Source organism: Caulobacter mirabilis, assembly GCF_002749615.1.
Lineage (GTDB): Bacteria > Pseudomonadota > Alphaproteobacteria > Caulobacterales > Caulobacteraceae > Caulobacter > Caulobacter mirabilis.
The window spans coordinates 2,584,523-2,608,785 of record NZ_CP024201.1; the positions used below are offsets into that span (position 1 = coordinate 2,584,523).

The following is a 24,263-nucleotide window of genomic DNA, read 5'->3' on the forward strand; positions in this document are numbered from 1 at the left end:
GGTCGCTGACCTGTCCCCGACCTCCTGCATCAAATCTGCACGGACGCGATTGACAGTCCGCAGCAACCCCAATACTGCGAACGCCTCGCAATAACGGGGGTTTTCTGCATGCGTACGGCCGCGCTCTTCCTGTCGGCAGGCGTTCTTTCCTTGCTGGCGGCCGGTCTGGCGCAGGCCGCCGAAATCGCCCCCGCCGAAGCGACCGACGTCGAGGCGGTCATCATCACCGGCGAAAAGGTCGGCCGCTCGGTCCAGGAGACCGTGACCAGCGTCGCCGTCGTCGGCGCCAAACAGATCGAGCAGCAGAACATCCAGAACTTCGCGGACATCGTGCAGCGCACGGCCAACATGTCCGACACCTACGGCGCCACCGGCTTCACCATCCGCGGCGTCAGTAACACCAGCGTCTCTGGCGGCGGCAGCGCCGGCCTGGCGACGGTCTATGTCGACGGCGCCTCCATCCCCGAGCGCGGCCTCGCCAACGGCCCGCTGGAAATGTGGGACATCAGCCAGGTCGAGATCCTGCGCGGTCCTCAGTCCACCCTGCAGGGGCGCAACGCCATGGCCGGCGCGGTGATCATCCGCTCGGCCGAGCCGACCTTCGACTTCAGCGGCAAGGCCCGCCTGATCATGACGGACGCCAAGGACCGGTCGTTCGCCGTCGCCGTCAGCGGCCCGCTCATCGCCGACCAGCTGGCCTTCCGCGTCTCGGCCGAGGAGCGGCACAAGGACGGCTTCATCCGCAACATCACCCGCGGCGGCCAGGAAGACGCCCTGGACGCTTCCACGGTGCGCGCCCAGCTGATGTTCACCCCGACGGCGCTGCCGGGCCTGAAACTGCGCGCCATCTGGACGCACGACGAACGCCAGGGCGCCTACATCTACACCTACGTGCGCACCGATCGGCCGAACTTCTACGACCAGCGCGTCTCGATCTCCGACTATCCGAACAGCAGCGACAGCAAGACCGACATGCTGACGCTGGAGGGGGACTACCGGCTGAACGACCGCTTCTCGCTGTCCAGCGTCACCGCCTGGAGCAAGGTCGACAACTTCAGCCGCTACGACGGCGACGACACCGACCGCCCCCTCTCCTACGGAGACTCGCTGGAAGGCGAAGAGAGCCTGTCCCAGGAGCTGCGCCTCAACTACCAGGGCGAGCGCCTGAGCGGCGTCGTCGGCCTCTGGTACTCCAAGCGTGAGCGTGACTACGACCTGAAGAGCCTGACCAACGTCGACACGCCGCAGCCGACCCTCGCCGCCCTGCTGCAAACCCCCGCGTTCGGCAGCTTCCCGGCGGCCCAGGCCAACGCCATCGCGACCCAGTACGTCGCCGCCCTGCCGGTGATCCCGGTGAACTTCAAGGGCGTGTCGTACGAGGACATCACCACGACCGCCCTGTTCGCGGACGGCCGCTACCAGCTGACCGACAAGCTCTCGATCCTCGGCGGGTTCCGGTATGATCGCGAGGAGAACGAACAGGCCGTCGACCAGGTCACCACCTTCGCCGGGATCTATCCGAACCCGACGAACTTCGGCCCGCTGGCCCCGGTGATCGCCGGCCTGAACTTCGCGGTCAGCCAGTTCGTCGCCCAGGCCAACGCCACCACCCCGGCCTATACCCGCACCTTCGAGGCCTTCCTGCCCAAGCTGGGCGTGAAGTACGACTTCACCGACGACATCTCCGCCAGCTTCGTGGTCCAGCGCGGCTACCGCTCCGGCGGCTCGTCCGTGAACCAGGCGCGGTCCTCGGTCGTGGCCTACGATCCGGAGTACACCTGGAACTACGAGGCGGCGCTGCGGACCCAGTGGCTGGACCGCACCCTGACCGTCAACGCCAACGCCTACTACGTCGACTGGACCGACCAACAGGTCGCGGTGAACATGGGTCTCAACGCCTACGACACCCAGATCCAGAACGCCGGCGCCTCGCACCTGTACGGCTTCGAGATCGAGGCGGCCCACCAGGTGAACCCCAGCCTCGACTGGTACGCCTCGCTGGGTCACACCAAGACCAAGTTCGACGAGTTCAACGTCACGATCGGCGCCCTGACGACCGACCTGGCCGGTTCGGAGTTTCCGTTCGCCCCGGCCTGGACCCTGGCCGGCGGCGTCAACTGGCGCTGGGGGAACGGCTTCATCGGCAACCTGAACGCCAACTACCGCACCGAGTCCTATTCCAGCGTCGGCGTCGACCAGAAGAACTACAAGGTGCCGGCGCGCACCCTGGTCAACGCCAAAGTCGGCTGGGAGAACCAAGCCTACGGGATCTACGCCTACGCCAACAACCTGCTCGACGAGCAGTACATCCAGTACAATCAGGCCGCCCTGAACCGCGCCATGCTCGGCGATCCGCGCGTCATCGGCTTCATGGTCGAGGCGCGCTGGTGAGCCCCGCGGCCACGGTCGCGGGCTGCGGCCTGCTCCTCGTGCTCGGCGTCGGCGCGGCGCTGCTGCTGAGGCAGGCCTGGCGCGACCGCGGCCCGCGCCGGCCGTGGCTTATCGTCGGAGGCTGGCTGCTCATCGCCGCCGGCGTCGTCGCCTCCGGCTGGCTGCTCGGCGCCGACCGGGGGCCGTTCGCGGCCTTCGCCCTGATCCCCTTCGCCGCCCTGGTCCTGATCGCCATCGGGGTTCAGGTCCGCGACCCGAACAAGCGCGCCCCTCGTGAGATCGCTCTGGAGCCGTCCGAGCGGCCATCCAAGGCCTGGCGCGGCTGGCTGCGCGCGGCCCTGGCCGGCCCGATCGGCGGCATCGCCGCCATGGGCGTGGGTCTGGCCTGGACCGTCTGGGTTCCGGGCGAGCCGCAGACCCGGATGGTCATCGGCGGCCTGCTGGTGCCGGTTCTGTGGGGCGGCGCCATGGCCTGGACCCTGGCCGACAACAAGATCCTGCGCGCCACCGCCGTGCTGGTCGGCGTCACGGTGGTCACCTTCGCCGCCTCCGCGATCAAGGGGTTCGCATGAGCAAGTCGATCTGGCCGAAAATCCCCTCCGGCTTCGTCCGCGCCGTCCTGGCCGGCCACTCCTCGCTGGGCCTGGCCTTCGCGGCGCTGATCTACCTGGTCTGCTTCTCCGGCTCGATCGCCGTGCTGGCCAACGAGTTCAAGCGCTGGGAGCAGCCGGACGCCCCGCAGCTGACCCGCGTCGAGCCGGCCGCCATCCAGCGGGCCGTCGAGCAGGCCGTCGCCCGTCACAAGGGCGCAGAGCACATCTACCTCTACCCGCCGACGCCGGATCTGCCGCGCTTCACCCTGTACGTCGACGTCCCGAAGATCACGCACGATCCCGAGTACGTTGCCGACGGTCAGGGCACGCTCGTCTCCGATGCGCAGCACGCCTGGACCGAGTTCATGACGTCGATGCACATCTATCTGCATCTGCCGCAGACCTGGGGGATGTTCGTCGTCGGCCTGACCGGCGTGGCGCTGCTGTCATCGCTGATCTCCGGCGTGCTCGCCCACCCCCGGGTGTTCAAGGACGCCTTCCACCTGCGCTGGGGCGGCTCGAAGCGCCTGCAGGAGGCCGACCTGCACAACCGCATCGGCGTCTGGGCCCTGCCCTTCCACATCGCCATCTCGCTGACCGGCGCGCTGCTGGGCCTGACCATCGTCATCGTCGGCATCCTGGCCCTGGCCGTGTTCAAGGGCGACACCGACAAGGCCTACGCCCTCTTTATCCCGCCTCATCCGGTCGACGACCCGCGCCCGGCGGCCCTGCCCGACATCCCCGCCGCCATCAAGGTGATCCAGGCCAAGGCCCCCGGCTACGCGCCCGTGCTGGTGGTCCTGGAGCATCCCGGCGAGGAAGGCGGCGCCATCCTGATCAACGCGGCCAAGCCCGGCACGCTGTCGCGCGGCGACACCTACACCTTCGACCGCCACGGCAAGCTGATGTACTCGAAGCGGTTCGAGGAGATGAACCTGGGCGAGAAGATCATCCAGGTCCTGGCTCCGATCCACTTCGGCTGGTTCGCCGGCGGGCTGATGAAGACGGTCTATGTCGTGCTCGGCCTTGGGCTCACGGCGGTCACCTCCAGCGGCGTCGCCATCTGGCTGGCCCGCCGCCGCGCCAAGGGCCGCCCGGCGCCGCGCTGGGAACGGGTCTGGATCGCCACGGTCTGGAGCCAGCCGTTCAGCTTTGCTGTCGCGGCCGTGGTCTCCCTGCTGGCGCCGCTGCCGATGCTGGCGGTCTGGGCCGCGGCCACGGCCGTCGCCCTGGCCCTGGCCGCCGCCTGGACGCCGCAGCAGCTCAGCGCCCGCCTACGCCTGGCCACGGCCGGCTTCATGGTCGGCGCGGCCGTGCTGCACATGATCCTGAAGGGCGGCGTCATGGCCGACCCGATGGGCTGGATCATGGACGCCATCATCCTGGCCTCGGCCGCCGTCCTGGCCGCCACCGTCCTGCGCCTCAAGCCGCGTGAAACCGTCGCCGAGCCGCAGCCGGTTCCGGCGGAGTAGTCACGAAAAGGGCGACATGCTCCGCGCAGCGGTGCGTGTCCCCGTCTTCGGCTCGGCGAAAGGGGACACGTACCTGCGGTACATGTCCCGAAGGCCCCGGGGTCCCCTACCCCTCCACCGCGTCGCGGGTCGCGCCAACGCGCTGGGCCAAGGCGGCGCCCATGAAGTCGTCCAGGTCGCCGTCAAGGACGCCCTGGGTGTCTGAGGTCTCCACGCCGGTGCGCAGGTCCTTCACCATCTGGTACGGCTGCAGGACGTAGCTGCGGATCTGGTGCCCCCAGCCGATGTCGGTCTTCTGGTCCTGCAGCGCCTGCTGGGCGGCTTCCCGCTTCTGCAGCTCGGCCTCGTACATCCGCGCGCGCAGCATCTTCCAGGCCTCGTCGCGGTTGGCGTGCTGGCTGCGGCCGGCCTGGCAGGCCACGACGATGCCGGTCGGGATGTGCGTCAGACGCACGGCCGAGTCGGTCTTGTTGACGTGCTGGCCGCCGGCGCCGCTGGCGCGGTAAGTGTCGGTGCGCACGTCGGCCGGGTTGATCTCGATCTCGATGGTGTCGTCGACCACCGGATAGATCCAGGCCGAGGCGAACGAGGTGTGCCGCTTGGCCGCCGCGTCATAGGGGCTGATCCGCACCAGCCGGTGCACCCCCGCCTCGGTCTTCAGCCAGCCGTAAGCGTTGGCCCCCTTGATCTGCAGCGTCGCGGACTTGATCCCGGCCTGTTCGCCCGAGGTCTCCTCCACCAGTTCGACGCTGTAGCCATGAGCGTTGGCCCAACGGCTGTACATGCGCAGCAGCATGCCGGCCCAGTCGTTGGACTCGGTGCCCCCGGCGCCGGAATTGATCTCGACATAGGCGTCGTTGCTGTCGGCTTCACCGGACAGCAGGGCTTCCAGCTCGGCCTTGGCGGCGCGGGCGCGGATGTCCTTCAGCTGGGCGCGGGCGTCCTCCAGGGAGGCCTCGTCGCCCTCCATGTCGGCGAGCTCGGCGTATTCGACCGCGTCGGCGAGATCCTTCTCGATCGACTTCACGGCGTTCACGCGATCGGCCAGCTGCTGGCGCTCGCGCATCAGGGCCTGAGCCTCGGCCGGCTTGTCCCACAGCGTGGGATCTTCGGAACGGGCGTCCAGCTCGTGGAGACGTCTTAGAGCGACATCCCAGTCAAAGTCGCCTCCTGAGCAGTCCGGCGGACTGCTCGATGTCGGCCTTGGCGGCCTCGACATCCGGTCTCATGAAATTCTTCTCCGTTTGGAGGCGCGGACATAAGCCGCGTCGCGCCTCAATACAATCCGCTCAGGTCATCCGGGACCTTGGGCTTGGGTTGCGGCGCGCTCGGCGGCGGGGGCTGGTCGCTGTTCAGCCGTCCGCCGGGCCAGGCCTCCTGGTAGGAGATCGGGCCGTCGGCCGGACGGGCGGCCGGTCCGACCGGCGCCTTGGGCTCGCTGCCTGGCCGGAAGGCCTCGCGCTGGCCGTTGACGATGCCGAACTTGGCCGTCTTCGGCGGCTTGAACTCCTCGGCCGGCACGCCCTTGATGGCTTCCTGCATGAAGTTGATGAACACCGGCAGGGCCGAGACGCCGCCGGTCTCGCCCTCGCCCAGCGACCGGTTGTCGTCGAAGCCGATGAACACCCCGGTGACGATCTGCGGCGTGAAGCCGACGAACCAGGCGCTGCGGTACTCGTTGGTGGTGCCGGTCTTGCCGGCCACGGGGCGCCCCAGCACCCGGGCCTGGGTGGCCGTACCGCGCTGGACCACGCCCTCGAGCATCGAGGAAATCTGGTAGGCGGTGACCGGGTCCATCACCTGCTCGCCGGCCGGGGCGATGCGCGGGCTCTCGCCGCCGTCGAACCCGGCGGTGCAGCGCGGGCAGGCGCGCTTGTCGGCGCGGTAGATCACCTGGCCCTCGCGATCCTGGACCAGCTCGATCAGGTGCGGCTCGACCGTCCGGCCGCCGTTGACGAAGGCGGTGTAGGCGGTGGTCAGGCGGAAAGGCGTGGTCTCCCCCGCCCCCAGCGCCATGGCCAGCACCGGCGACATCGACTTCATGATGCCCAGCTTCACGGCCAGGTCGGCGATCTTCTTCATGCCGACGCCCTGGGCCAGGCGCACCGTCATCGCGTTGCGCGACAGCTCCAGGCCCCGGCGAAGCGGCATCGAGCCGTAGTAGCGCCGGTTGTAGTTCTCGGGCGTCCAGTCCTCGCCGTTGTTGCCGCGCAGGGTGATCTGGGCGTCGGTGACGTAGCTGGCGGGCGTGTAGCCGTTCTCCAGAGCCGCGGCGTAGACGAACGGCTTGATGGCCGAGCCCGGCTGACGCATCGCCTGGGTGGCGCGGTTGAAGTTCGACAGCGAGAAGGAATAGCCGCCGACCATGGCCAGCACTCGGCCTGAATAGGGCTCCATCGCCACCAGCGCGCCGTTCACCGCCGGCACCTGGCGGAGGCGATAGCCCGACCCGCTCTTGGCCGGCTCGACGAAGATCAGGTCGCCGGCCTTCAGCCCCTTGCCGGCGCGGGCCCAGGCCACGTCTTCGGCGACCAGGCTTCCGGGCTCGTAGTCCTTGGCCGGCTGGACGCGAACGCCGCCCTCGACGCTGGTGACCGCGGCCACCCGCCAGTCGCGACGCTCTGACGGGTGCGGCATCTGCTTGATTGCGACCGCTTCCCAGCCCCCGGCCATGTCGGTGGAGAACTTGGCGCCGCGCCAGCCATGGCGACGGTCGTAGGTTTCCAGCCCGTCCATCAGCGCCACCCGGGCCGCCGTCTGCAGACGCGGGTCGAGCGTGGTGCGCATGTAGTAGCCGCCTTTCAGCAGCCGGTCGTCCAGCGTGGCCAGGCCGCGGCGGCGGACTTCCTCGACGAAATAGTCGGCGTCCTTGTACTTGGCGCGGGTCGGCGCGGGCTGAACCTTCAGGTCCTCCTTCATCGCCGCCTCGGCGTCCGCCCGGCTGACCCAGCCCAGCTCGGCCATCTCGTTGAGCACCCAGTTGCGGCGCTCCAGGGCCTTCTGCTTGCGGCGGATCGGGTGGTAGTTGTCCGGCCCCTTCGGCAGGGCGGCCAGATAGGCGCTCTCGGCCAGGGTCAGCTGCGACACCGGCTTGCCGAAGTAGTTGTAGGCCGCGGCGCCGACGCCATAGCTGCGATAGCCCAGCCAGATCTCGTTCAGGTACAGCTCGAGGATGCGATCCTTGGTTAGCGTCTGCTCCAGCCGGCGGGCCAGGATGGCTTCCTTCAGCTTGCGGCCGACAGTGGCGTCGCTGGTCAGCAGGACGTTCTTGGCCACCTGCTGGGTGATGGTCGAACCGCCTTCGAGGCGACGACCGCGCACGGCGTTCAGGACGTTCTTGGCCATCGCCCGGCTCAGGCCCTGGACGTCCACGCCGCTGTGCTCGAAGAAGTTGCGGTCCTCCGCCGCCAGATAGGCCTGCACCAGCTGCGGCGGGATCTGGTCATAGGGCACGAAGATTCGGCGCTCGTCCGAGAATTCGCCAATCAGGGTGCCGTCCCAGGCGTAGACGCGAGTCGCCGTCGGCGGACGATAGTCGGCCAGATCGCCGGCGTCGGGCATGTCGTGAAACAGCCACGCGGCATAGATCGCCAGCGCGAAACCGCCGGCGGCGATGACGCTCAGAACCGTGACGCCGACGACGACCACCCAGCGCTCGGGGGGCTCTTCGAACGGCCAAAGTCGGCGAAGGGCCTTCTCAAGCATGGGTGCTGATTAACCCGACTGGCGACGGGCGCCAACGGCCGCGTGCGTCAGCGCGTCGCCAGCTTGTTCTCACGGGCGAACCAGGCGTCCACGGCGTCGCCGACGGCGTCCATCATCTGCTTGCGCTTGGCCGGGTTGGTGAGGGCCTTCTCGTCGTCGGGATTGTTGATGAATCCCATCTCCAGAAGGATCGCCGGCACGTCCGGCGCCAGCAGCACCATCAGATTGGCGTCGCGGTGGCTGCGCCGGAGCAGCACCGTCTTGTCGGCGATATGCTCGAGCACCATCTCCGCGAAGACCGCCGACCGGTTGCGCGTCGACCGCTGGGTCAGGTCCAGGATGATGTCGCCCACGGCCCCGCCGCCGAAGCTGGCGGGCTGCAGCCAGTCGTCCTTGCGCAGAACGGAGGCCACCCGGCGTTCTCCCTTTTCCGACAGGGTGTAGACGCTGGCCCCGCGGATTTCGGTCGTCGGACCGGAATCAGCGTGCAGTGAGATGAACAGGTCGGCGTCGGCGGCGCGGGCGATCGGCACCCGGCTCTCCAGCGGCACATAGACATCCGAGCCGCGCGTCATGACGACGCGATAGCGGCCGGTCTTTTCCAGGCGCGCCTTCAGGGCCTTGGCGGCCGCCAGGGTGACGTCCTTCTCAAGCGTGTTGACGCCGCTGGCGCCCGGATCCTTGCCGCCGTGGCCGGCGTCGATGACGATGATCTTGGGTCCCTTGCGCGCCGCCGCGCGGGCCACGACCGGCGCCGAGGGCTTGGCCGGTCCGGCCGCGACCGGACGGACGGCCGCGCCGCCCTTGGCCTTCAGGTCGATCACATAGCGGTAGTTGGCCACGCCGTCGCCCGGCGGCAACAGGAAGCGCCGGCTGACTTCGGCGTCGCGCGCCAGCTCCAGGTTGATCTTCACCGCGCCGGGACCACGCTCGACGTCCCAGCGGCGAACCAGCCCCTGCCCCGCGCCGCGCAGGCCGCCCGGCGCGTCGATGCGCGGCAGCGAGACCACGATCTTGCCGTCGGCGTCCTCGGTCGCCACCTTTCCGGAAACGGCGCGATCGAGGTCCAGAACCACTCGGGTCTCGGCTTGGTCGCCGCCCAGCCGGACCTTCAACAGACCCGACGAGCCGGCCGAGCCCTGCGCGCCGCCGCCCGCCGCGAGCGCAGCAACGGTCAGGCTGGCGAGCGCGAGAACGCCCTTCCAGCCCGCCATGACTCCGCCGGCACGCAACGCCCGCATCCTGCAGCCCACTCACATCGCTTTACGATTCAGCCTGGGACTATGGCGGCGGCGGCGTATCGAAATGGTTAAGGGTCATCAACGATCGCCAAGCTTTCCTTTTACCGGCGACTGAGGGTAATGTCCGATCGCGCGCCGGTCCCCGCGAAGACGGGGAGCCTCCGCGCAGCAGAGTTACAGGCCGCGCGTCCGGCCCATCGCCCCCAAGCGAGAGACGCACCATCCGACCCCGCGCCGATCCAAGGCGCATCAGGGAATGAACCTTATGGGCAGCGCATACGCCCCGGCCTGGCATACGCCCCAACGCATCGCGGTTCGCGACGCGTCGGTCGGCCACGCGCAGCGCGCCTCCATCACAAGCCGGCGACCGGGCTACGGCCTCGCAGCGCGCCGTGGAGACACGTTTAATGACCAAGAAGATGCTTATCGACGCGGCCCACCCGGAAGAAACCCGGGTCGTGGTCGTCGATGGAACCCGGGTTGAAGAATTCGACTTCGAAAGCCAGTCCAAGAAACAGCTTCGCGGAAACATCTATCTCGCCAAGGTGACGCGGGTGGAGCCCAGCCTCCAGGCCGCCTTCATCGAGTATGGCGGCAACCGCCACGGCTTCCTGGCCTTCAACGAAATCCATCCTGACTACTACCAGATCCCCCTCGCCGACCGCGAAGCCCTGCTGCGCGCCCAGGCCGAGGACGACGACGAACCGACCAACGGCCGGCGCGGCAAGCCCGCCGCCGCCGAGAGCGACGGCGAGGACGAGGACGAGGATCACGCCCACGGTTCGGACGACGAGGACGACGTCGTCGAGGAAGAGCTGGCGCGCCGTCGCCGCCGCCTGATGAAGACCTACAAGATCCAGGAGGTGATCCGTCGCCGCCAGATCATGCTGGTCCAGGTCGTCAAGGAAGAGCGCGGCAACAAGGGCGCGGCCCTGACCACCTACCTGTCGCTGGCCGGCCGGTACGGCGTCCTGATGCCCAACACCGCCCGGGGCGGCGGCATCAGCCGCAAGATCACCACCGCCACCGATCGCAAGAAGCTGAAGAGCATCGTCCAGAGCCTGGACGTGCCGCAGGGCATGGGCCTGATCGTCCGCACCGCAGGCGCCAAGCGGACCAAGACCGAGATCAAGCGCGACTACGACTACCTGCTGCGCCTCTGGGAGAACATCCGCGAGACCACCCTGCATTCGATCGCGCCGGCGTTGATCTACGAGGAAGAAGACCTCGTGAAGCGCGCCATCCGCGACATGTACGACAAGGACATCGACGGCGTCTGGGTCGAGGGCGAAGCCGGCTACAAGGAAGCGCGCGAGTTCATGCGCATGCTGATGCCGGCCCAGGCCAAGAAGGTTCAGCCCTACCGCGAGCCGACGCCGCTGTTCGTGGCCCACAAGGTCGAAGGCCATCTGTCGCAGATCTACAGCCCGGTCGTGCCGCTGAAGTCCGGCGGCTATCTCGTGATCAACCAGACCGAGGCCCTGGTCGCCATCGACGTCAACTCCGGCCGCGCCACCCGCGAGCGGAACATCGAGGCCACCGCCCTCAAGACCAACCTCGAGGCGGCCGAGGAAGCCGCCCGCCAGCTGCGCCTGCGCGACCTGGCCGGCCTGATCGTCATCGACTTCATCGACATGGAGGAGTCGAAGAACAACCGGGCGGTCGAGAAGAAGCTGAAGGACGCCCTGAAGGACGACCGCGCCCGCATCCAGATGGGCAAGATCAGCGCCTTCGGCCTGATGGAGATCAGCCGCCAGCGTCGCCGCTCGGGCGTCCTGGAAGGCACCACCCATGTCTGTGAGCACTGCGCCGGCACCGGCCGCGTGCGCTCCACCGAATCGGCCGCCCTCGCCGCCCTGCGCGCGGTGGAGATGGAGGCCCTGCAAGGCGGCGGCGAAGTGACGCTGAAGGTGTCGCCGGCCGTGGGCCTGTACATTCTCAATGAGAAGCGCGGCTACCTGACCCGGGTGCACCAGACGCACCACCTGTTCGTCACCGTCCTGATCGACGAGCAGCTGGGCCAGGCCGACCACGAGATCGAACGCACCGCCAGCGGCGAGCATTCGCTGCATGCCCCCGAGCCCTACGCCCCCCTCGCCCAGCCGGTCTATGAGCCGGAGGACGACCTCGTCGACGAGGTCGAGGAGGAAGAAGAGGAAGAGGACGAGGAAGACGAGGACGTCGACGCCGCGATCAGCGACGAAGAAGAAGAAGGCGGGCCGGTCTACGCCCGTGACGGCGATGACGACCGCCGCGGCGGTCGTGGCCGCCGCCGCCGCCGCCGCGGCGGTCGCCGCGACGAGGCCGAGGACGACGAGACGCCGCGCGCCGCGCGTGAGGACGACGCCGAGGACGGCGATGACAGCGGCCAGCGCCGCCGCCGTCGCGGCCGTCGCGGCGGTCGCCGGATGCGCGACGACGCCCGGCCGCAGGACGGCTTCAGCTGGACCCGTCCGCGGGTGCCCTTCGGCGACGATGCCTACATCTGGCACGATCCGGCCGCTCTGGTCGAAGGCGGCGCTGCGCCGGCCCCGGTCGATGCGCCGGCGTCCGAACCTGTCGAGGCCGAGGAGGCCCGCCCGGCCGCCGGCGACCGCGAAGGCCGCCGTCGTCGCGGCCGCGGTCGCGGCCGTGGCCGCGCCGAGACGACCGAAGCCGTCGTCGCCGAAACGCCCGCGGTGATCGAAGCCGCCGGCGAGGTCGAGGCGGAAGCGGAAGCCGAGCCCGCGCCGGAGTTCGCCATGGTCGAGGTCTTCACCGAGGATCTGCCGGCCGACGAAATCTGGGTCGAGCTGCCGGCCGATCCTGAACCCGTGAAGAAGCCGCGCCGCAGCCGCCGCAAGGCCGCCGAGCCCGTCGCTGAAGCCGTGGAGGCTGCGCCGGTCGAGACGCCGGCCGTGGTGGTGGAAGCTGCGCCGGAACCCATCGCCGAGCCCGAGCCGGCGCCCGAGCCGGAACCTCAACCCGAGCCTGTCGCCGCCGCTCCGGCCGAACCGGATCCGGCGGAAATCTCGGCGCCGCCGGAAAAGCCGCGCCGCGGCTGGTGGCGCCGCGGCTGACGGGCGCCTAAACTAACACCACTCCCCCGGCCGATCGTCACGACCGGCCGGGGACCTGGGTCTCGCACCGCGGGATCCGATGTGGCGCGGGGGCGCGAACCGGAGACGAGCCAGGGCATGATCCGAAAGACGTTCCGACCCTTCCGGACCATCGGCGCCGCCGCGGCCCTCGCCGCAGCGATCATCGGCCCGCTGGGGACGGCCTGGGCGCAGTCCTCCGGCGCGCCGGGCCGCGCCCCGACCCTGCTTCGCGACACCGAGATCGAGGAAACCCTGCACAGGCAGGCCGACCCTATCTTCGCGGCCGCCGGGCTGAACCCCAAGGATGTCCGCATCCTGCTCATCGGCGACAACGAACTGAACGCCTTCGCCACCCAGGGCCAGCAGATGGGCCTGAACACCGGCCTGATCCTGGAGACCGAGACCCCCAACCAGCTCAAGGGCGTCATCGCCCACGAAACCGGCCACATCGCCGGCGCCCACCCGCTGCGGTCGGGCGAGTTGATGCGCGCCGGGCTGCGGCCGATGCTGCTGACCATGGGCCTGGGCGTGCTGGCGCTGCTGGCCGGCGCGCCCGACGCCGGCGCCGTGCTGATCGGCAGCTCCCCACAGTTCGGCACCCTCGGCGCGCTGGGCTACAGCCGCACCCAGGAAGGCCGAGCTGACCAGGCCGCCGTCGGCTATCTCGAGAAGACCGGCCAGTCGGCCGAGGGCCTGGTCGAGTTCTTCGACAAGTTCCGCTACCAGGAAGTCTTCACCGAGGCCCGCCGCTTCCCCTATTTCCGCAGCCACCCGCTGTCGTCCGAGCGGATCGAGATGCTGCGCAACCGCGTCGCCTCGCAGCCCCACTTCAAGGTCAAGGACACGCCGGAGGAGATCGCCGAGTTCCAGATCATGAAGGCCAAGATCGACGCCTTCCTGAACCCGCAGATCGCGCTGACCAAGTACAAGGAAACCGCGACCGACTATCCGTCGCGGTACGCCCGGGTGATCGCCTACTACCAGACCAAGGAGCCGGACAAGGCGCTGAAGCTGCTCGAGGCCCTGCTGTCCGAACAGCCGAACAACCCCTACCTCTGGGAGCTGAAGGGCCAGATCCTGTTCGAATTCAACCGCATCCCCGAGGCCGAGGCGCCGCAGCGCAAGTCGGTCGAGCTGAAGCCCGACGCGCCGCTGCTGCGCACCAACCTGGGCCAGACGCTGATCAACCACGAGGACCCGAAGAAGCGCGACGAAGGCATCGCCGAGCTGAAGAAGGTCGTGCTCCAGGAGGACGACAACGCCGAGGCCTGGCGCCTGCTGGCCATGGCCTACGACCGCCGCGGCGATGAGGGCCTCGCCCGCCTGGCCACGGCGGAACGCTACTTCTCCTACGGCGCCCTCAACGAATCCCGCGCGTTCGCCATCCGCGCGCGCGAGTTGCTGCCGCGCTCGGGCACCGACTGGGTGCGCGCCACCGACATCGTCATGGCCTCAAATCCGTCCGACCAGGACCTTCGAGAACTGGCCCGCGACGACTCGCCTCGCGGCCGCTGACGCGCCGCGCCCCATTCCTCCAGGATCAAAGAATGCGCCTTATGCTGACCGTCGCCGCCGTCGCCCTGCTCACCGCCTGCAGCCCCTCGCAGCCCAAGGCGGATCCCGAGTTCGGGGCCAAGGTGCGCGCCTATCTGCTCGAGCATCCCGAGCTCCTGGTCGAAATGAGCGAGAAGCTGGAGGTCAAACAGGCCGAGGCTTCGCGTCAGAAGGCCTTGGCCGGCATCGGCGCCAATCGCGACAAGCTTGAGCGCGACCCCCGCGACCACGTCCTGAATCCGGACGGCAAGATCACGGTGGTGCAGTTCTTCGACTACAACTGCGGCTACTGCAAACTGATCGCCCCGCAGGTCCTGACCATGGCCAAGGAGAACCCGGACGTCCGGTTCGTGTTCAAGGACCTGGTCATCTTCGGCGAGGCCAGCGAGTACTCGGCCGCCGGCGCCTCGCTGGCCAAGACGTCCGAGCAGTACAAGGCGATCCACAACGCCTTCATGTCCACCAAGCCGCTGAACGACGAGGCGGTCGACCGGATCCTGAAGGCCAACGGCGTCGACCCGGCCGAAGCCCGCAAGGCCCAGTCGGACGCCAAGCGCAAGGCCTACATCAAGGACGTCCATACCCTGGCCGAGACGCTCGGCATCCAGGGCACGCCGGCGTTCATCATCGGCGACGTGCTGATCCCCGGCGCCGACGGCGCCGCGCTCAAGGCCGCTGTCGCCAACGCCAAGAAGAAGGCGAGCTGAGCCGCGCCTGCCCGCTCATCCTCGCGAAGGCGGGGATGAGCGGACGAAGATCGCCGCGCCTAGATCAGCCCTGCCAGCGGCGACGACGGATCGGCGTACATCCGCCTGGGCATCCGCCCCGCCAGATACGCTTCCCGGCCGGCGATGACGGCGTGCTTCATCGCCACCGCCATGCGGATCGGGTCGCGCGCCTCGGCGATCGCGGTGTTCATCAGGATGCCGTCACAGCCCAGCTCCATGCCGACCGTGGCGTCCGAGGCCGTGCCCACGCCGGCGTCGACCAGCACCGGCACCTTGGCCTGTTCGACGATGAGCCGCAGGTTGACCTTGTTCTGGATGCCCAGACCCGAGCCGATCGGCGCGCCCAGCGGCATGATGGCGGCGGCGCCGGCCTCTTCCAGCTTGCGGGCGTAGACGATGTCGTCGGTGCAGTAGACCATCACGTCGAAGCCCTCGGCGACCAGCAGCTTCAGCGCCCGCAAGGTCTCCTCCATGTCCGGATAGAGGGTCTTGGGATCGCTCAGCACCTCCAGCTTGACCAGCGTCCAGCCGCCGGCCTCGCGCGCCAGGCGCAGGGTCCGCACCGCGTCCTCGCCCGTGAAGCAACCCGCCGTGTTGGGCAGATAGGTGAACCGGTCCGGCTTGATGAAGTCCATCAGCAGCGGCTGGCTGGGGTCGGAGATGTTCACCCGGCGCACGGCCACGGTGACGATCTCGGCTCCGGCGGCCTCGGCCGCGGCGGCGTTGGTCGCGTAATCCTTGTACTTTCCCGTGCCGACGATCAGGCGCGAGGAGAAGGTGCGTCCGGCGACGGTCCAGGTGTCGGCGGATGCGGCGGCGATATCGGTCACGGGGGCGTTCATGGGAGCGGTGTACGCCGCATCGGCCGCCGCTGGAAGTCCAGCCCCGTCCCCTGCATCGATCCTGCACAGGAGCGGTTCGCGCCCTGCATCCCTGCCCCGTTGACCCTGCGCGCGGCTCGCCGATGATGCAGCCATGTCGCACACCATCCTGATCGCCGACGACGACCCGCATATTCGGCAGCTGCTCGCCTTCGCCCTCTCCAAGGCCGGGCTGGCCACGCGGGAGGCCGAGGACGGCGAGGCCGCCTTGGCCTCGATCGCCGCCCAGGCGCCGGACCTGGTCGTCCTCGACATCAACATGCCACGGATGAACGGCCTGGACGTCTGCCGCCGCATCCGGGCCCAGGGCGACCTGCCGATCCTGTTTCTCAGCTCCCGCGACGACGAGATCGACCGGGTGCTCGGCATCGAGCTGGGCGGCGACGACTACGTCGTGAAACCGTTCAGCCCCCGCGAGGTGACCGCCCGCGTCCAGGCCATCCTGCGGCGCGCCCGGGTCCCCGCGGCGACAGTCGAGCCGGGCGGCGTCATCACCCACGGCCGCCTGGCCGTCGACCTGGAAGGCTGGAGCGCCCAGTGGGCCGGCGCCGATGTCGCGCTGACCGTCACCGAGTTCGGCATCCTTCGCGCCCTGGCCGGAGCCCCGACGCGGGTCTTCACCCGCGACGCCATCATCGACCGCCTGCACGGTCCCGGCTTCGCGATCACCGACCGCACCATCGACAGCCATGTCCGCAACCTGCGCGGCAAGTTCGCGGCCGTCGGCGGCAGCGACGTGGTCGAGACCAAACCCGGCGTCGGCTATCGGCTGGGAGCCTGCGCCGGCGCGCCGGCGTGATCGAGGCGCTCAAGACCCTCCTCAAGCGCCATTGGCCGGCGCTGCACCTGCGCACCATCCTGCTAGCGATGCTGTTCTTCGCCGCGGCCATGCCCGGCCTGACCGCCATCTTCCTGCGGGTCTACGAAAACACCCTGGTGCGTCAGACCGAGGCCGAGCTGGTCGCCCAGAGCGCGGCGCTGGCGGCCTCGGCGCGGGTCTTCTGGCCCGGCGCGCCCGAGACGGACACGCCCGCGCTCAAGCGCGAGCCGGGCTACTACCGCCCGGAGTTGACCACGATCGACCTGAGTTCGTCGCCGGTCCTGCCCGAGCGTGAGCCCGCGCGCGTCGCGACCCAGCCCGCCGATCCCGCCGCCGCGGCGACCGCGACCTTGCTGACGCCGGTGTTCGACCGCACCAGCCAGACCACGCTGGCCTCCATCATCCTGCTCGACCGCAACGGCCGCGAGGTGTTCGGCCCCGACGTCGGCCGCAGCCTGGCCCACCTGCCAGAGGTGAAGTCGGCCCTGGCCGACGATCCGAGCACCGTGCTGCGCCGCAACGGCGCCTATCAGCAGCGCTACGCCTTCGAATGGCTCAGCCGCGCCTCGGCCATTCGCCTGCATCACGCCCGGCCGATCCGAGTCGGCGACCGGGTCGTCGGCGCCCTGCTGGTGTCGCGGTCGCCGCGGGCGCTGTTCCGCGGCATCTACGAGGACAAGGGCAAGATCGCGCTCGGCGTGGCCGGCATCTTCGGTCTGCTGGTGGTGTTGGCGGGCCTCGTCTCGCGCGGGGTCACCCGTCCGATCGAGGGCCTCAGCGCCGCCTCGCGCGAGGTCGCCGCCGGCCGGGGGACGGTGCCGGAAACGCCCCAGACGGCGGCCATCGAGATCCGCCAGCTCTACGAGGACTTCCGGCATATGGCCCAGGCCATCGACCGGCGCTCGCAGTACCTGCGCGACTTCGCGGCCGCCGTCAGCCACGAGTTCAAGACGCCGCTGGCCGGCATCGGCGGCGCCGTCGAACTGCTGCAGGACCACGGCGAGACCATGAGCCCGGCCGAGCGCGAGCGATTCCTGGCCAACATCGCCGCCGACAAGGATCGCCTCAATCAGCTGGTCACCCGCCTGCTGGAGCTGGCCCGGGCCGACATGGCCCGTCCCGAGGCCGGCGTGGCGGAGGACGTTGTGCGGCCGGCGCGACGCGTCGCCGACGCCCTCGGCGGGCGCGGCCTGACCATCGACCTACATCTGCCGTCGGACCTGCCTCGCGTGGCGGCGCCGGAGGCGACCGTCGAAACCGTGCTGACCATCCTGGTCGAGAACGCCCGCCAGGCCGGCGCGACCTCGGTGCGGATCGAGGCGCGCGACACCTCGGACCAGCTCGTCCTGGCGGTGACGGACAACGGGCCCGGCGTCGCCGAGGCCGACCGCGAGCGGCTCTTCGAACCCTTCTTCACCAGTCGCCGGGCCCAGGGCGGCACCGGCCTGGGCCTGGCCATCGCCCGCTCCCTCCTGGCCGCCAGCGACGGCGCCATCACCTTGGCTCCATCGACGGGCGGCGCTCGCTTCGAGGTCGTCCTGCCCCGCGCCGACGTCGCCTAGCCGCCCCAGATCTCGCGCGCGGCGCGGACATAGTTGCCGCCCAGGATCTTCTCGATCCGCCGGGACGGATGGCCTCGCTTGGCCAGCAGGCGCGCCAAGCGGCGGTACTGGTTCGGACCGGACAGGTCGGGCACCAGGAACAGGATGTCGGCCGACTCGCCGGTGGCGGCGATGCCCTGGCTGCGGCGAAGCTCGACGTAGGCCGCCTGCTCCTTGCGCGTCGCCTCGAAGTCGACCTCCGAGGCCCCGCCGTCCGTGCCGATCCCGACATGATCCTCGCCGCAGACCTTGAGCGCATGCTCGATGTGGGCGACCACGTCCTCGCCGGTCGGCTGCCGTCCGGGCGTCAGGAAGGGCATGAAATAGATGCCGACGAAGCCGCCCTTCTCGGCCACGCCGCGCAGCTCGGCGTCGGTCTTGTTGCGCGGACTCTCGGCGAGCGCCCGACAGCCGGTATGGCTGATCACGATCGGGGCCTTGGAGGCGGCGATGGCGTCCAGACAGATGCGTTCGCCGCTATGCGACAGGTCGATCATGCCCCGCTTGGCGTTCAGCCGCGCCACCACCTCGCGCCCGAACCGCGTCAGGCCGCGGTTCTGCGGCGCCATCGAGCCGTCGCCCAGGGGCGTGGCCAGGTTGTAGGTCAGCTGGAACTGCCGCACGCCAAGGTCGTGGAAGATATCGACCCGGTCGGCCCGGTCGCCGAGCATCAGGCTGTTCTGGAAACACAGGATCACGCCCAGCCTGCGCTCGTCGCGAGCGCGCAGGATGTCGGCCGCCGTCCGGATCGGCAGCGTCGTCGCCGAGTTCGCCCGCAGGATCTCCTGCCAGCGGCCGACCTCGCGCACGGTGTGCTCGAACGGATCGGCCGGCCCCGACACGTGGCCGACGGTCACCACCACGGCGGACAGACCGGCCTTGCGATGGTCCCCGATCGACCGGTCGTCGACCATGCCGGGCCGGGTGTCGACGATGGTGCTCATCGGCGGATCGCCGGCCGGCGGAACGTAGCTGTCGCTGTTGAGCCCGCCCAAGGCGTTGACCACGGTCATGCCCTTGATCGGATCCGGTTCCGCCGCCCGGGCCGCCGCGGCCATGGCCGGCGCCGCCAAGCCTGCGGCCAGCACGCCGCGTCGGGCGATTCCGTGTTTCGCTTCGGTCATTTCCGTCTCCCCTCTCAGCGCTTCGAGGGCGCGATCCCCACCGCGCGGTAGAGCGCGTCCGGCTCGAAGATCACCCCGTCCTTCATGACCAGCACGCCCTTGCGCAGATCGCCGATGTCGCGCTCCGGATCGCCCTCGACCAGCAGCAGGTCCGCCGCCTTGCCGACCTCGATCGACCCAAGACGGTCGGCGGCGCCCGCGACCTGGGCCGCGCCCAGCGTCGCGGTCCGCAGCGCCTGCGCCGGGGTCAGGCCGGCCTGGACGTAGAGCTCCAGCTCATGGAACAGAGCCAGGCTCGCCGCGCCGCTGTCGGTGCCGGCGACGACCGGCACGCCCCGGTCGTGGAGCAGCTTCAGCATCTCCAACAGGCGGCCGTAGGACTGGCCGTAGCGGGCCCGCTCGGCGTCGGTCTTGGCGAAGCCGGGCGCAGCGGCGCCGCGGCGCACGGTCGACGGCAGGCGGTCGGCGACGGCCGCGAGGCTGGGCGCGATCCGGCGCGGCCGGCCGGTCAGGACGTCCTCCATGGCGCCCATGGTCGGGTCGACGACGATCCGGCGGGTCGCCAGCAGCTCGACGAAGGCCTTCACCTCCGGCGAAGCCAGGTCCAGGCCCGCGCCCTTCTCGCCCACGGCGGTGAACCGCACCGGGCTGTTGGTCTTGGCGGCCACCTCCGGCCCCATGAAGTTCAGCATCCAGAAATTGGCGTGCTGGACCTCGTCGTAGCCGGCTCGGACGGCCTGCTCCATGGTCATCCCCGCCGGGACGTGGCCGCTGACCCGCAGGCCGCGCCGGTGCGCCTCCTCGATCAGCACCGGGACCAGCTCCGGCTTCAGGGAGCTGTAGAGCTTCACCTGCGGATAGCCGCGGCGGGCCCAGTCGGCGACCGTCGCGCGGGCGTTCTCGGGCGTGTCGACCAGCGCCTTGGTGGGCCCGGCCAGCGGGCCGACGCCGTCGATGATCCCGGCCATGAAGATGCGTGGCCCGACCAGCTCGCCCCTGTCGAAGGCCGCCTTCCGCCGGCCCAGGTCGTCGGGATCGTTGGCCAGGTCGCGAACGCTGGTCACGCCCGAGGCGATGTCGATCAGGCCGTCGCTGTCCTGGGCGATGTGGACGTGCATGTCGAACAGTCCCGGGACCAGGGTCCGGCCGCGGCCGTCGATGCGCTCGGCGTCCCTCGGGGCCGGCGTGCTGGACGCCGGGCCGACCGCGCGGATCCGGCCGCCCTCGACCACGACCGTCATTCCGGACCGGAAGACGCCCTTGACCGCGTCGTAGAGGGTCACGTCCTGGAAGGCGACCGAACCGGCCGGCCGCCGCCCCAGCGACCGCGCAGCGGCGACGGCGCGCTCACGCAGGACCGCGTCCTGGGCCGAGAGCAGCGCCGGCGCCGCCTCGGCCGCCAGGTCCGTGCGCGCCACGGCGACCCAGCTGCCGCCCTCGAACAGCAGCTCGCCCTTCGCGTCCAGCCAGATGGGGCTGGCCGAGAAGCCGAGCCCGTCGACGAGATAGAGGGTCGCTGTCGCCGGACCGGACGCCGTCTGGACCGTACGCTCCCCGCCGCTCTCGATCCGGGCGCGGCCGCCGGGCAGCAGCGCCAGCGTTCGAGACGGCGCCGCCAGCAGAGCCCGGGCCAGCGAAGCGCTGATCTCGGCGTTGAACTCGTACGGCAGGTAGTAGGCGCCGGCGTTCCCGGTCCCCTCGTCGGCGGCGCTGGTCCAGGTCACGGCGCCGTCCTTGGACGTCGCCCGCTCGTCCACCGGCGTCTTGAAGTAGCCGAGGCCGGTCACGCCCAGTTCGACCGGCAGGCCGTCCGCGCCGGTGCGCAGACGCGTCCTGGTCTCGGGCCCGCGCCCACGATCGACGTAGCTGTAGGCGATCTCCCGAACGCCCGCCCCGTCGCTGCGCACCGTCATGGCGCCTCGCGTCTGGCCCGCGATGGTGACCGTGTAGTCGCCGTCAGCCCGTACGGCCGTCCCTGTCAGCCACGCGCCCGCTCCGATCAGGGCGGCCAGGATCAAAGGGTGACGGAGACGCATGGAAGACCTCAGAGGGACGCCGATTCAGCGACCATTGTTCCACACCGGGCCGCGTCTTCCAGACTGTTGACGGCGAATGGCGGTGAACGGTCGTCTCGGCGCGGCGGACGGCGCCGCAACGTCTGCACCGTTTCTCCACATCGCCTCCCTCACCGCTGCCTCGGCGCGGCTCAGTCTAGCCGGTTCGTGGAGGCGTGGATGAGTCACACCGAACAGCACAACGGGTATGCGGTGGTCGTGCAGCGCGCGGCGGACCGCTGGTCCTGGGCGATCAACGACGTCGACGCCAACATCGCCGCCAGCGGCGAGGCCGCCGACCGGGAAACCGCCTGGCGCACCGGCGTCGTCGCGGCCGACGTCATCGGCCGCCTGCAGCGGGCCCGTCGCCGCGCGGTCTAGCCGCCGCCGATGAAGGTAACGATCTCGAAACGATCGCCCTCGATCACGGGCGTGGCGGCGTGCAGCGATCGCGGCACGACCTCCAGGTTCCGCTCGACCCCGACCTTGCGGGTCTCAAGCCCCAGATGGACGACCAGATCGGCCACGTTGGAGACGCCTTCGACGCTCCGTTCCTCGCCATTGATGTAGATGCGCATTTCAGCCGCGCTTGTGACCCCGCGCGAGCGAAGTTACAAGGGCGGCCGAAACGACGGCGGGGCGAATGGTCAAACCGATCCATGTGCTGAACGGGCCCAACCTCAATCTGCTGGGGACCCGGGAGCCGGAGATCTACGGATACGAGACCCTGGCCGACGTCCAGGCCCGTTGCGAGGCCCGGGCGCAGGCGCTGGGTCTTTCCGTCGTCTTCCGGCAATCGAACCACGAGGGACAGCTGATCGACTGGGTCCAGGCGGCCCGGACGGAGGCCTCCGCGTTGGTCATCAATCCCGCGGGCTATGGTCACACCTCCGTGGCCCTGCTCGACGCGCTGAAGACTCTCGCTATACCGATCGTCGAATGTCACCTGTCGAACCCGGCGGCGCGAGAATCGTTTCGCCGGGAGACGTATGTTTCACTGGCCGCCACGGGAGTCGTCTCCGGCTTCGGGGCCGCAAGCTATGAACTGGCGGTGGAAGCCGCCGCCGGCCTGATCGGCGCCTCCGGCGCCTCGGCCTGATCGAACCCAAGGTAGATTCTGCATGACCACGTCCAAGGCCGCTCCCGATTCCGGCGACGTACAGCCCATCGACACCAAGGTGGTGCGCAAGCTGGCCGACATCCTGAAAGACACCGGCCTGACCGAGATCGAGGTCGAGAGCGGGGGCCTGAAGATTCGCGTCGCCCGCGAACTGACCGTGGCCGCCCCGGCCGCCGTGATCGCCGCGCCCGTGGCCGCCGTCCCGGCGCCGGTCGCCGCCGCGCCCGCCCCGGCGGCAGCGCCCGCGGCCCCCGCCGCCCCGGCCCGCGCCGCCGGCGACGAGGTCAAGTCGCCGATGGTCGGCACCGTCTACCTGCAGCCGCAGCCGGGCGCGAACCCGTTCATCAAGGTCGGCGACACGGTCACGCAGGGCCAGACCCTGCTGATCGTCGAAGCCATGAAGACGATGAACCCGATCCCGTCGCCGCGCGCCGGCAAGATCGTCGAGATCCTGATTTCGGACGCCCAGCCCGTCGAATTCGGCGAGCCGCTGGTCATCATCGAGTAGGCCCGGGCCGTGTTCGACAAGATCCTGATCGCCAACCGGGGGGAAATCGCCCTCCGGGTCCACCGCGCCTGCAAGGAGATGGGCATCGCCACCGTGGCGGTCCATTCCGAGGCGGACGCCAACGGCATGTGGGTGCGCCTGGCGGACGAAAGCGTCTGCATCGGCCCGGCCCCGGCCGCCAAGAGCTACCTCAACATCCCCTCGATCATCGCCGCGGCGGAGATCACCGGCGCCCAGGCGATCCACCCCGGCTACGGCTTCCTCTCCGAAAACGCCCGCTTCGCCGAGATCGTGAACGCCCACGGCTACACCTTCATCGGGCCCAAGCCGGAGCATATCCGGATGATGGGCGACAAGATCACCGCCAAACAGGCCGTGAAGGACGCCGGCATCCCGGTCGTTCCCGGCTCGGACGGCGGCGTCACGACCGAGGAGGAGGCCTTCGAGGCCGCCGACCGCATCGGCTTCCCGGTGCTGATCAAGGCGGCCGCCGGCGGCGGCGGCCGCGGCATGAAGGTGGCCCAGACCCGCGAGGACCTGGCCGAGGCCGTCTCAACCGCCCGGGCCGAAGCCCGCGCCGCCTTCGGCGACGACACGGTCTACATGGAGCGCTACCTCCAGAGGCCGCGCCACATCGAGCTGCAGGTCGTGGCCGACAGCCACGGCAACGTGGTGCATCTGGGCGAACGCGACTGTTCCCTGCAGCGCCGTCACCAGAAGATCCTCGAGGAGGCCCCCTCCCCGGCGCTGGACGCCGCGGGCCGGGCCAAGATCGGCGAGGTCGTGGTCGAGGCCATCCGCGCCATCGGCTACCTGGGCGTCGGGACCATCGAGTTCCTGTGGGAGAACGGCGAGTTCTTCTTCATCGAGATGAACACCCGCCTGCAGGTCGAGCATCCGGTCACCGAAGCCATCACCGGCATCGACCTGGTGCGCGAACAGATCCGCATCGCCGCCGGCCTGCCGCTCAGCTTCACCCAGAAGGACGTGGTGTTCGAGGGGCACGCCATCGAGTGCCGGATCAACGCCGAGAACGCCCGCACGTTCGCGCCGTCGCCCGGCACGATCACCGGCTTCCACGCCCCGGGCGGCCTGGGCGTGCGCCTCGATAGCGCGCTCTACGACGGCTATTCGATCCCGCCCTACTACGACAGCCTGATCGGGAAGCTGATCGTCCATGGCCGCGACCGCGCCGAATGCATCGCCCGCACCCAGCGCTGCCTGGGCGAGATGGTGGTCAGCGGCGTGGAGACGACCATCCCGCTGTTCCAGGACCTGCTGCAGCAGGACGACATCCGGGCCGGCGACTACAACATCCACTGGCTCGAGAAGTGGATCAAGGCGCAGGGGTAGGCCTGCCGGGGACATGCTCCCGCAGGGTGCGTGTCCCC

19 protein-coding genes are annotated in these 24,263 nt (G+C 69.8%); 12 read left to right on the top strand and 7 right to left on the bottom strand.

The window, feature by feature from the left end; all coding sequences use genetic code 11:
* Positions 1 to 108: 108 nt before the first annotated feature.
* Genes CSW64_RS12565 through CSW64_RS12575 form a run of 3 tightly spaced genes read left to right on the top strand, consistent with a single transcriptional unit; the run spans position 109 to position 4,456 of the window.
* Positions 109 to 2,391, top strand: coding sequence for a TonB-dependent receptor (locus CSW64_RS12565; protein ID WP_099622439.1), 2,283 nt, complete (start codon positions 109 to 111; stop codon positions 2,389 to 2,391).
* The gene (locus CSW64_RS12570; RefSeq protein WP_245863685.1) at positions 2,388 to 2,963 is read left to right on the top strand and encodes a hypothetical protein; all 576 of its coding nucleotides are present in this window, start codon (positions 2,388 to 2,390) and stop codon (positions 2,961 to 2,963) included. Before CSW64_RS12565 ends, CSW64_RS12570 begins: the two co-directional genes overlap by 4 nt.
* Positions 2,960 to 4,456, top strand: coding sequence for a PepSY-associated TM helix domain-containing protein (locus tag CSW64_RS12575; protein WP_099622440.1), 1,497 nt, complete (start codon positions 2,960 to 2,962; stop codon positions 4,454 to 4,456). Before CSW64_RS12570 ends, CSW64_RS12575 begins: the two co-directional genes overlap by 4 nt.
* A gap of 106 nt (positions 4,457 to 4,562) precedes the next feature.
* Here the strand turns inward: CSW64_RS12575 and prfB are convergent.
* The 3 genes from prfB to CSW64_RS12590 all read right to left on the bottom strand — a co-directional run bounded on the left by prfB (position 4,563) and on the right by CSW64_RS12590 (position 9,402).
* Positions 4,563 to 5,685 (bottom strand): peptide chain release factor 2 gene (prfB, locus tag CSW64_RS12580; RefSeq protein WP_099622441.1). Its coding sequence is split into 2 segments (ribosomal slippage): positions 4,563 to 5,615 and positions 5,617 to 5,685, totalling 1,122 coding nucleotides; the frame shifts between segments, so codons are not numbered across the junction.
* A 46-nt stretch (positions 5,686 to 5,731) separates the two neighbouring features.
* Complete coding sequence (locus tag CSW64_RS12585; RefSeq protein ID WP_099622442.1) at positions 5,732 to 8,161, bottom strand: penicillin-binding protein 1A; 2,430 nt, start codon at positions 8,159 to 8,161, stop codon at positions 5,732 to 5,734.
* A 47-nt stretch (positions 8,162 to 8,208) separates the two neighbouring features.
* Positions 8,209 to 9,402, bottom strand: coding sequence for an N-acetylmuramoyl-L-alanine amidase family protein (locus tag CSW64_RS12590; protein WP_099622443.1), 1,194 nt, complete (start codon positions 9,400 to 9,402; stop codon positions 8,209 to 8,211).
* A 407-nt stretch (positions 9,403 to 9,809) separates the two neighbouring features.
* On the opposite strand from CSW64_RS12590, the gene CSW64_RS12600 reads away from it, so the two are divergent.
* From CSW64_RS12600 to CSW64_RS12610, 3 genes are all read left to right on the top strand, one after another.
* Positions 9,810 to 12,461: an Rne/Rng family ribonuclease gene (locus tag CSW64_RS12600; RefSeq protein ID WP_099622444.1), complete on the top strand. Its 2,652-nt coding sequence runs from the start codon at positions 9,810 to 9,812 to the stop codon at positions 12,459 to 12,461.
* Between the two features lie 117 nt (positions 12,462 to 12,578).
* Positions 12,579 to 13,997 carry a M48 family metalloprotease gene (locus tag CSW64_RS12605; protein ID WP_099622445.1) on the top strand — a complete coding sequence of 473 codons (1,419 nt, stop codon included), beginning with the start codon at positions 12,579 to 12,581 and terminating at the stop codon, positions 13,995 to 13,997.
* A 32-nt stretch (positions 13,998 to 14,029) separates the two neighbouring features.
* Complete coding sequence (locus CSW64_RS12610; protein WP_099622446.1) at positions 14,030 to 14,743, top strand: DsbA family protein; 714 nt, start codon at positions 14,030 to 14,032, stop codon at positions 14,741 to 14,743.
* Between the two features lie 59 nt (positions 14,744 to 14,802).
* On the opposite strand, the gene CSW64_RS12615 is transcribed toward CSW64_RS12610, so the two are convergent.
* Entirely contained in the window at positions 14,803 to 15,606 is an 804-nt protein-coding gene (locus CSW64_RS12615; protein ID WP_099622447.1) for a thiazole synthase, read from the bottom strand.
* Positions 15,607 to 15,739: 133 nt separating this feature from the next.
* Here CSW64_RS12615 and CSW64_RS12620 point away from each other — a divergent pair, with 133 nt between their 5' ends.
* Together CSW64_RS12620 and CSW64_RS12625 are read left to right on the top strand one after the other, a co-directional pair.
* Positions 15,740 to 16,444, top strand: a complete 705-nt coding sequence (locus CSW64_RS12620) for a response regulator transcription factor (protein WP_099622448.1) — start codon at positions 15,740 to 15,742, stop codon at positions 16,442 to 16,444.
* Positions 16,441 to 18,027: a sensor histidine kinase gene (locus tag CSW64_RS12625; protein ID WP_099622449.1), complete on the top strand. Its 1,587-nt coding sequence runs from the start codon at positions 16,441 to 16,443 to the stop codon at positions 18,025 to 18,027. The genes CSW64_RS12620 and CSW64_RS12625 overlap by 4 nt, the downstream gene beginning before the upstream one ends.
* Here CSW64_RS12625 and CSW64_RS12630 read toward each other — a convergent pair.
* Together CSW64_RS12630 and CSW64_RS12635 are read right to left on the bottom strand one after the other, a co-directional pair.
* On the bottom strand, positions 18,024 to 19,190 hold the full coding sequence (locus tag CSW64_RS12630) for a dipeptidase (protein WP_099622450.1): 1,167 nt from the start codon (positions 19,188 to 19,190) through the stop codon (positions 18,024 to 18,026). The genes CSW64_RS12625 and CSW64_RS12630 overlap by 4 nt on opposite strands.
* Before the next feature lie 14 nt (positions 19,191 to 19,204).
* A complete protein-coding gene (locus tag CSW64_RS12635; RefSeq protein ID WP_150131399.1) occupies positions 19,205 to 21,226 on the bottom strand; it encodes an amidohydrolase family protein in 2,022 nt (673 codons plus the stop codon).
* A 198-nt stretch (positions 21,227 to 21,424) separates the two neighbouring features.
* Here CSW64_RS12635 and CSW64_RS12640 point away from each other — a divergent pair, with 198 nt between their 5' ends.
* On the top strand, positions 21,425 to 21,625 hold the full coding sequence (locus CSW64_RS12640) for a hypothetical protein (protein WP_099622452.1): 201 nt from the start codon (positions 21,425 to 21,427) through the stop codon (positions 21,623 to 21,625).
* Here the strand turns inward: CSW64_RS12640 and thiS are convergent.
* Positions 21,622 to 21,822, bottom strand: coding sequence for a sulfur carrier protein ThiS (gene thiS, locus CSW64_RS12645; RefSeq protein WP_099622453.1), 201 nt, complete (start codon positions 21,820 to 21,822; stop codon positions 21,622 to 21,624). The genes CSW64_RS12640 and thiS overlap by 4 nt on opposite strands.
* A gap of 65 nt (positions 21,823 to 21,887) precedes the next feature.
* Here thiS and aroQ point away from each other — a divergent pair, with 65 nt between their 5' ends.
* Genes aroQ through accC form a run of 3 tightly spaced genes read left to right on the top strand, consistent with a single transcriptional unit; the run spans position 21,888 to position 24,225 of the window.
* The gene (gene aroQ / locus CSW64_RS12650) at positions 21,888 to 22,343 is read left to right on the top strand and encodes a type II 3-dehydroquinate dehydratase (protein ID WP_099622454.1); all 456 of its coding nucleotides are present in this window, start codon (positions 21,888 to 21,890) and stop codon (positions 22,341 to 22,343) included.
* Between the two features lie 22 nt (positions 22,344 to 22,365).
* Positions 22,366 to 22,872: an acetyl-CoA carboxylase biotin carboxyl carrier protein gene (accB, locus tag CSW64_RS12655; protein ID WP_099622455.1), complete on the top strand. Its 507-nt coding sequence runs from the start codon at positions 22,366 to 22,368 to the stop codon at positions 22,870 to 22,872.
* Between the two features lie 9 nt (positions 22,873 to 22,881).
* Positions 22,882 to 24,225, top strand: a complete 1,344-nt coding sequence (gene accC / locus CSW64_RS12660) for an acetyl-CoA carboxylase biotin carboxylase subunit (protein ID WP_099622456.1) — start codon at positions 22,882 to 22,884, stop codon at positions 24,223 to 24,225.
* Positions 24,226 to 24,263 lie beyond the last annotated feature (38 nt).

What these genes read in the sequence shown, in the direction of transcription:
- CSW64_RS12565 (WP_099622439.1), top strand. Translation starts at nt 109, where the DNA reads ATGCGTACGGCCGCGCTCTTCCTGTCGGCAGGCGTTCTTTCCTTGCTG.
- CSW64_RS12575 (WP_099622440.1), top strand. Translation starts at nt 2,960, where the DNA reads ATGAGCAAGTCGATCTGGCCGAAAATCCCCTCCGGCTTCGTCCGCGCC.
- CSW64_RS12585 (WP_099622442.1), bottom strand. Translation starts at nt 8,161, where the DNA reads ATGCTTGAGAAGGCCCTTCGCCGACTTTGGCCGTTCGAAGAGCCCCCC.
- CSW64_RS12590 (WP_099622443.1), bottom strand. Translation starts at nt 9,402, where the DNA reads ATGCGGGCGTTGCGTGCCGGCGGAGTCATGGCGGGCTGGAAGGGCGTT.
- CSW64_RS12600 (WP_099622444.1), top strand. Translation starts at nt 9,810, where the DNA reads ATGACCAAGAAGATGCTTATCGACGCGGCCCACCCGGAAGAAACCCGG.
- CSW64_RS12605 (WP_099622445.1), top strand. Translation starts at nt 12,579, where the DNA reads ATGATCCGAAAGACGTTCCGACCCTTCCGGACCATCGGCGCCGCCGCG.
- CSW64_RS12610 (WP_099622446.1), top strand. Translation starts at nt 14,030, where the DNA reads ATGCGCCTTATGCTGACCGTCGCCGCCGTCGCCCTGCTCACCGCCTGC.
- CSW64_RS12615 (WP_099622447.1), bottom strand. Translation starts at nt 15,606, where the DNA reads ATGAACGCCCCCGTGACCGATATCGCCGCCGCATCCGCCGACACCTGG.
- CSW64_RS12620 (WP_099622448.1), top strand. Translation starts at nt 15,740, where the DNA reads ATGTCGCACACCATCCTGATCGCCGACGACGACCCGCATATTCGGCAG.
- CSW64_RS12630 (WP_099622450.1), bottom strand. Translation starts at nt 19,190, where the DNA reads ATGACCGAAGCGAAACACGGAATCGCCCGACGCGGCGTGCTGGCCGCA.
- CSW64_RS12635 (WP_150131399.1), bottom strand. Translation starts at nt 21,226, where the DNA reads ATGCGTCTCCGTCACCCTTTGATCCTGGCCGCCCTGATCGGAGCGGGC.
- CSW64_RS12640 (WP_099622452.1), top strand. Translation starts at nt 21,425, where the DNA reads ATGAGTCACACCGAACAGCACAACGGGTATGCGGTGGTCGTGCAGCGC.
- thiS (WP_099622453.1), bottom strand. Translation starts at nt 21,822, where the DNA reads ATGCGCATCTACATCAATGGCGAGGAACGGAGCGTCGAAGGCGTCTCC.
- aroQ (WP_099622454.1), top strand. Translation starts at nt 21,888, where the DNA reads ATGGTCAAACCGATCCATGTGCTGAACGGGCCCAACCTCAATCTGCTG.
- accB (WP_099622455.1), top strand. Translation starts at nt 22,366, where the DNA reads ATGACCACGTCCAAGGCCGCTCCCGATTCCGGCGACGTACAGCCCATC.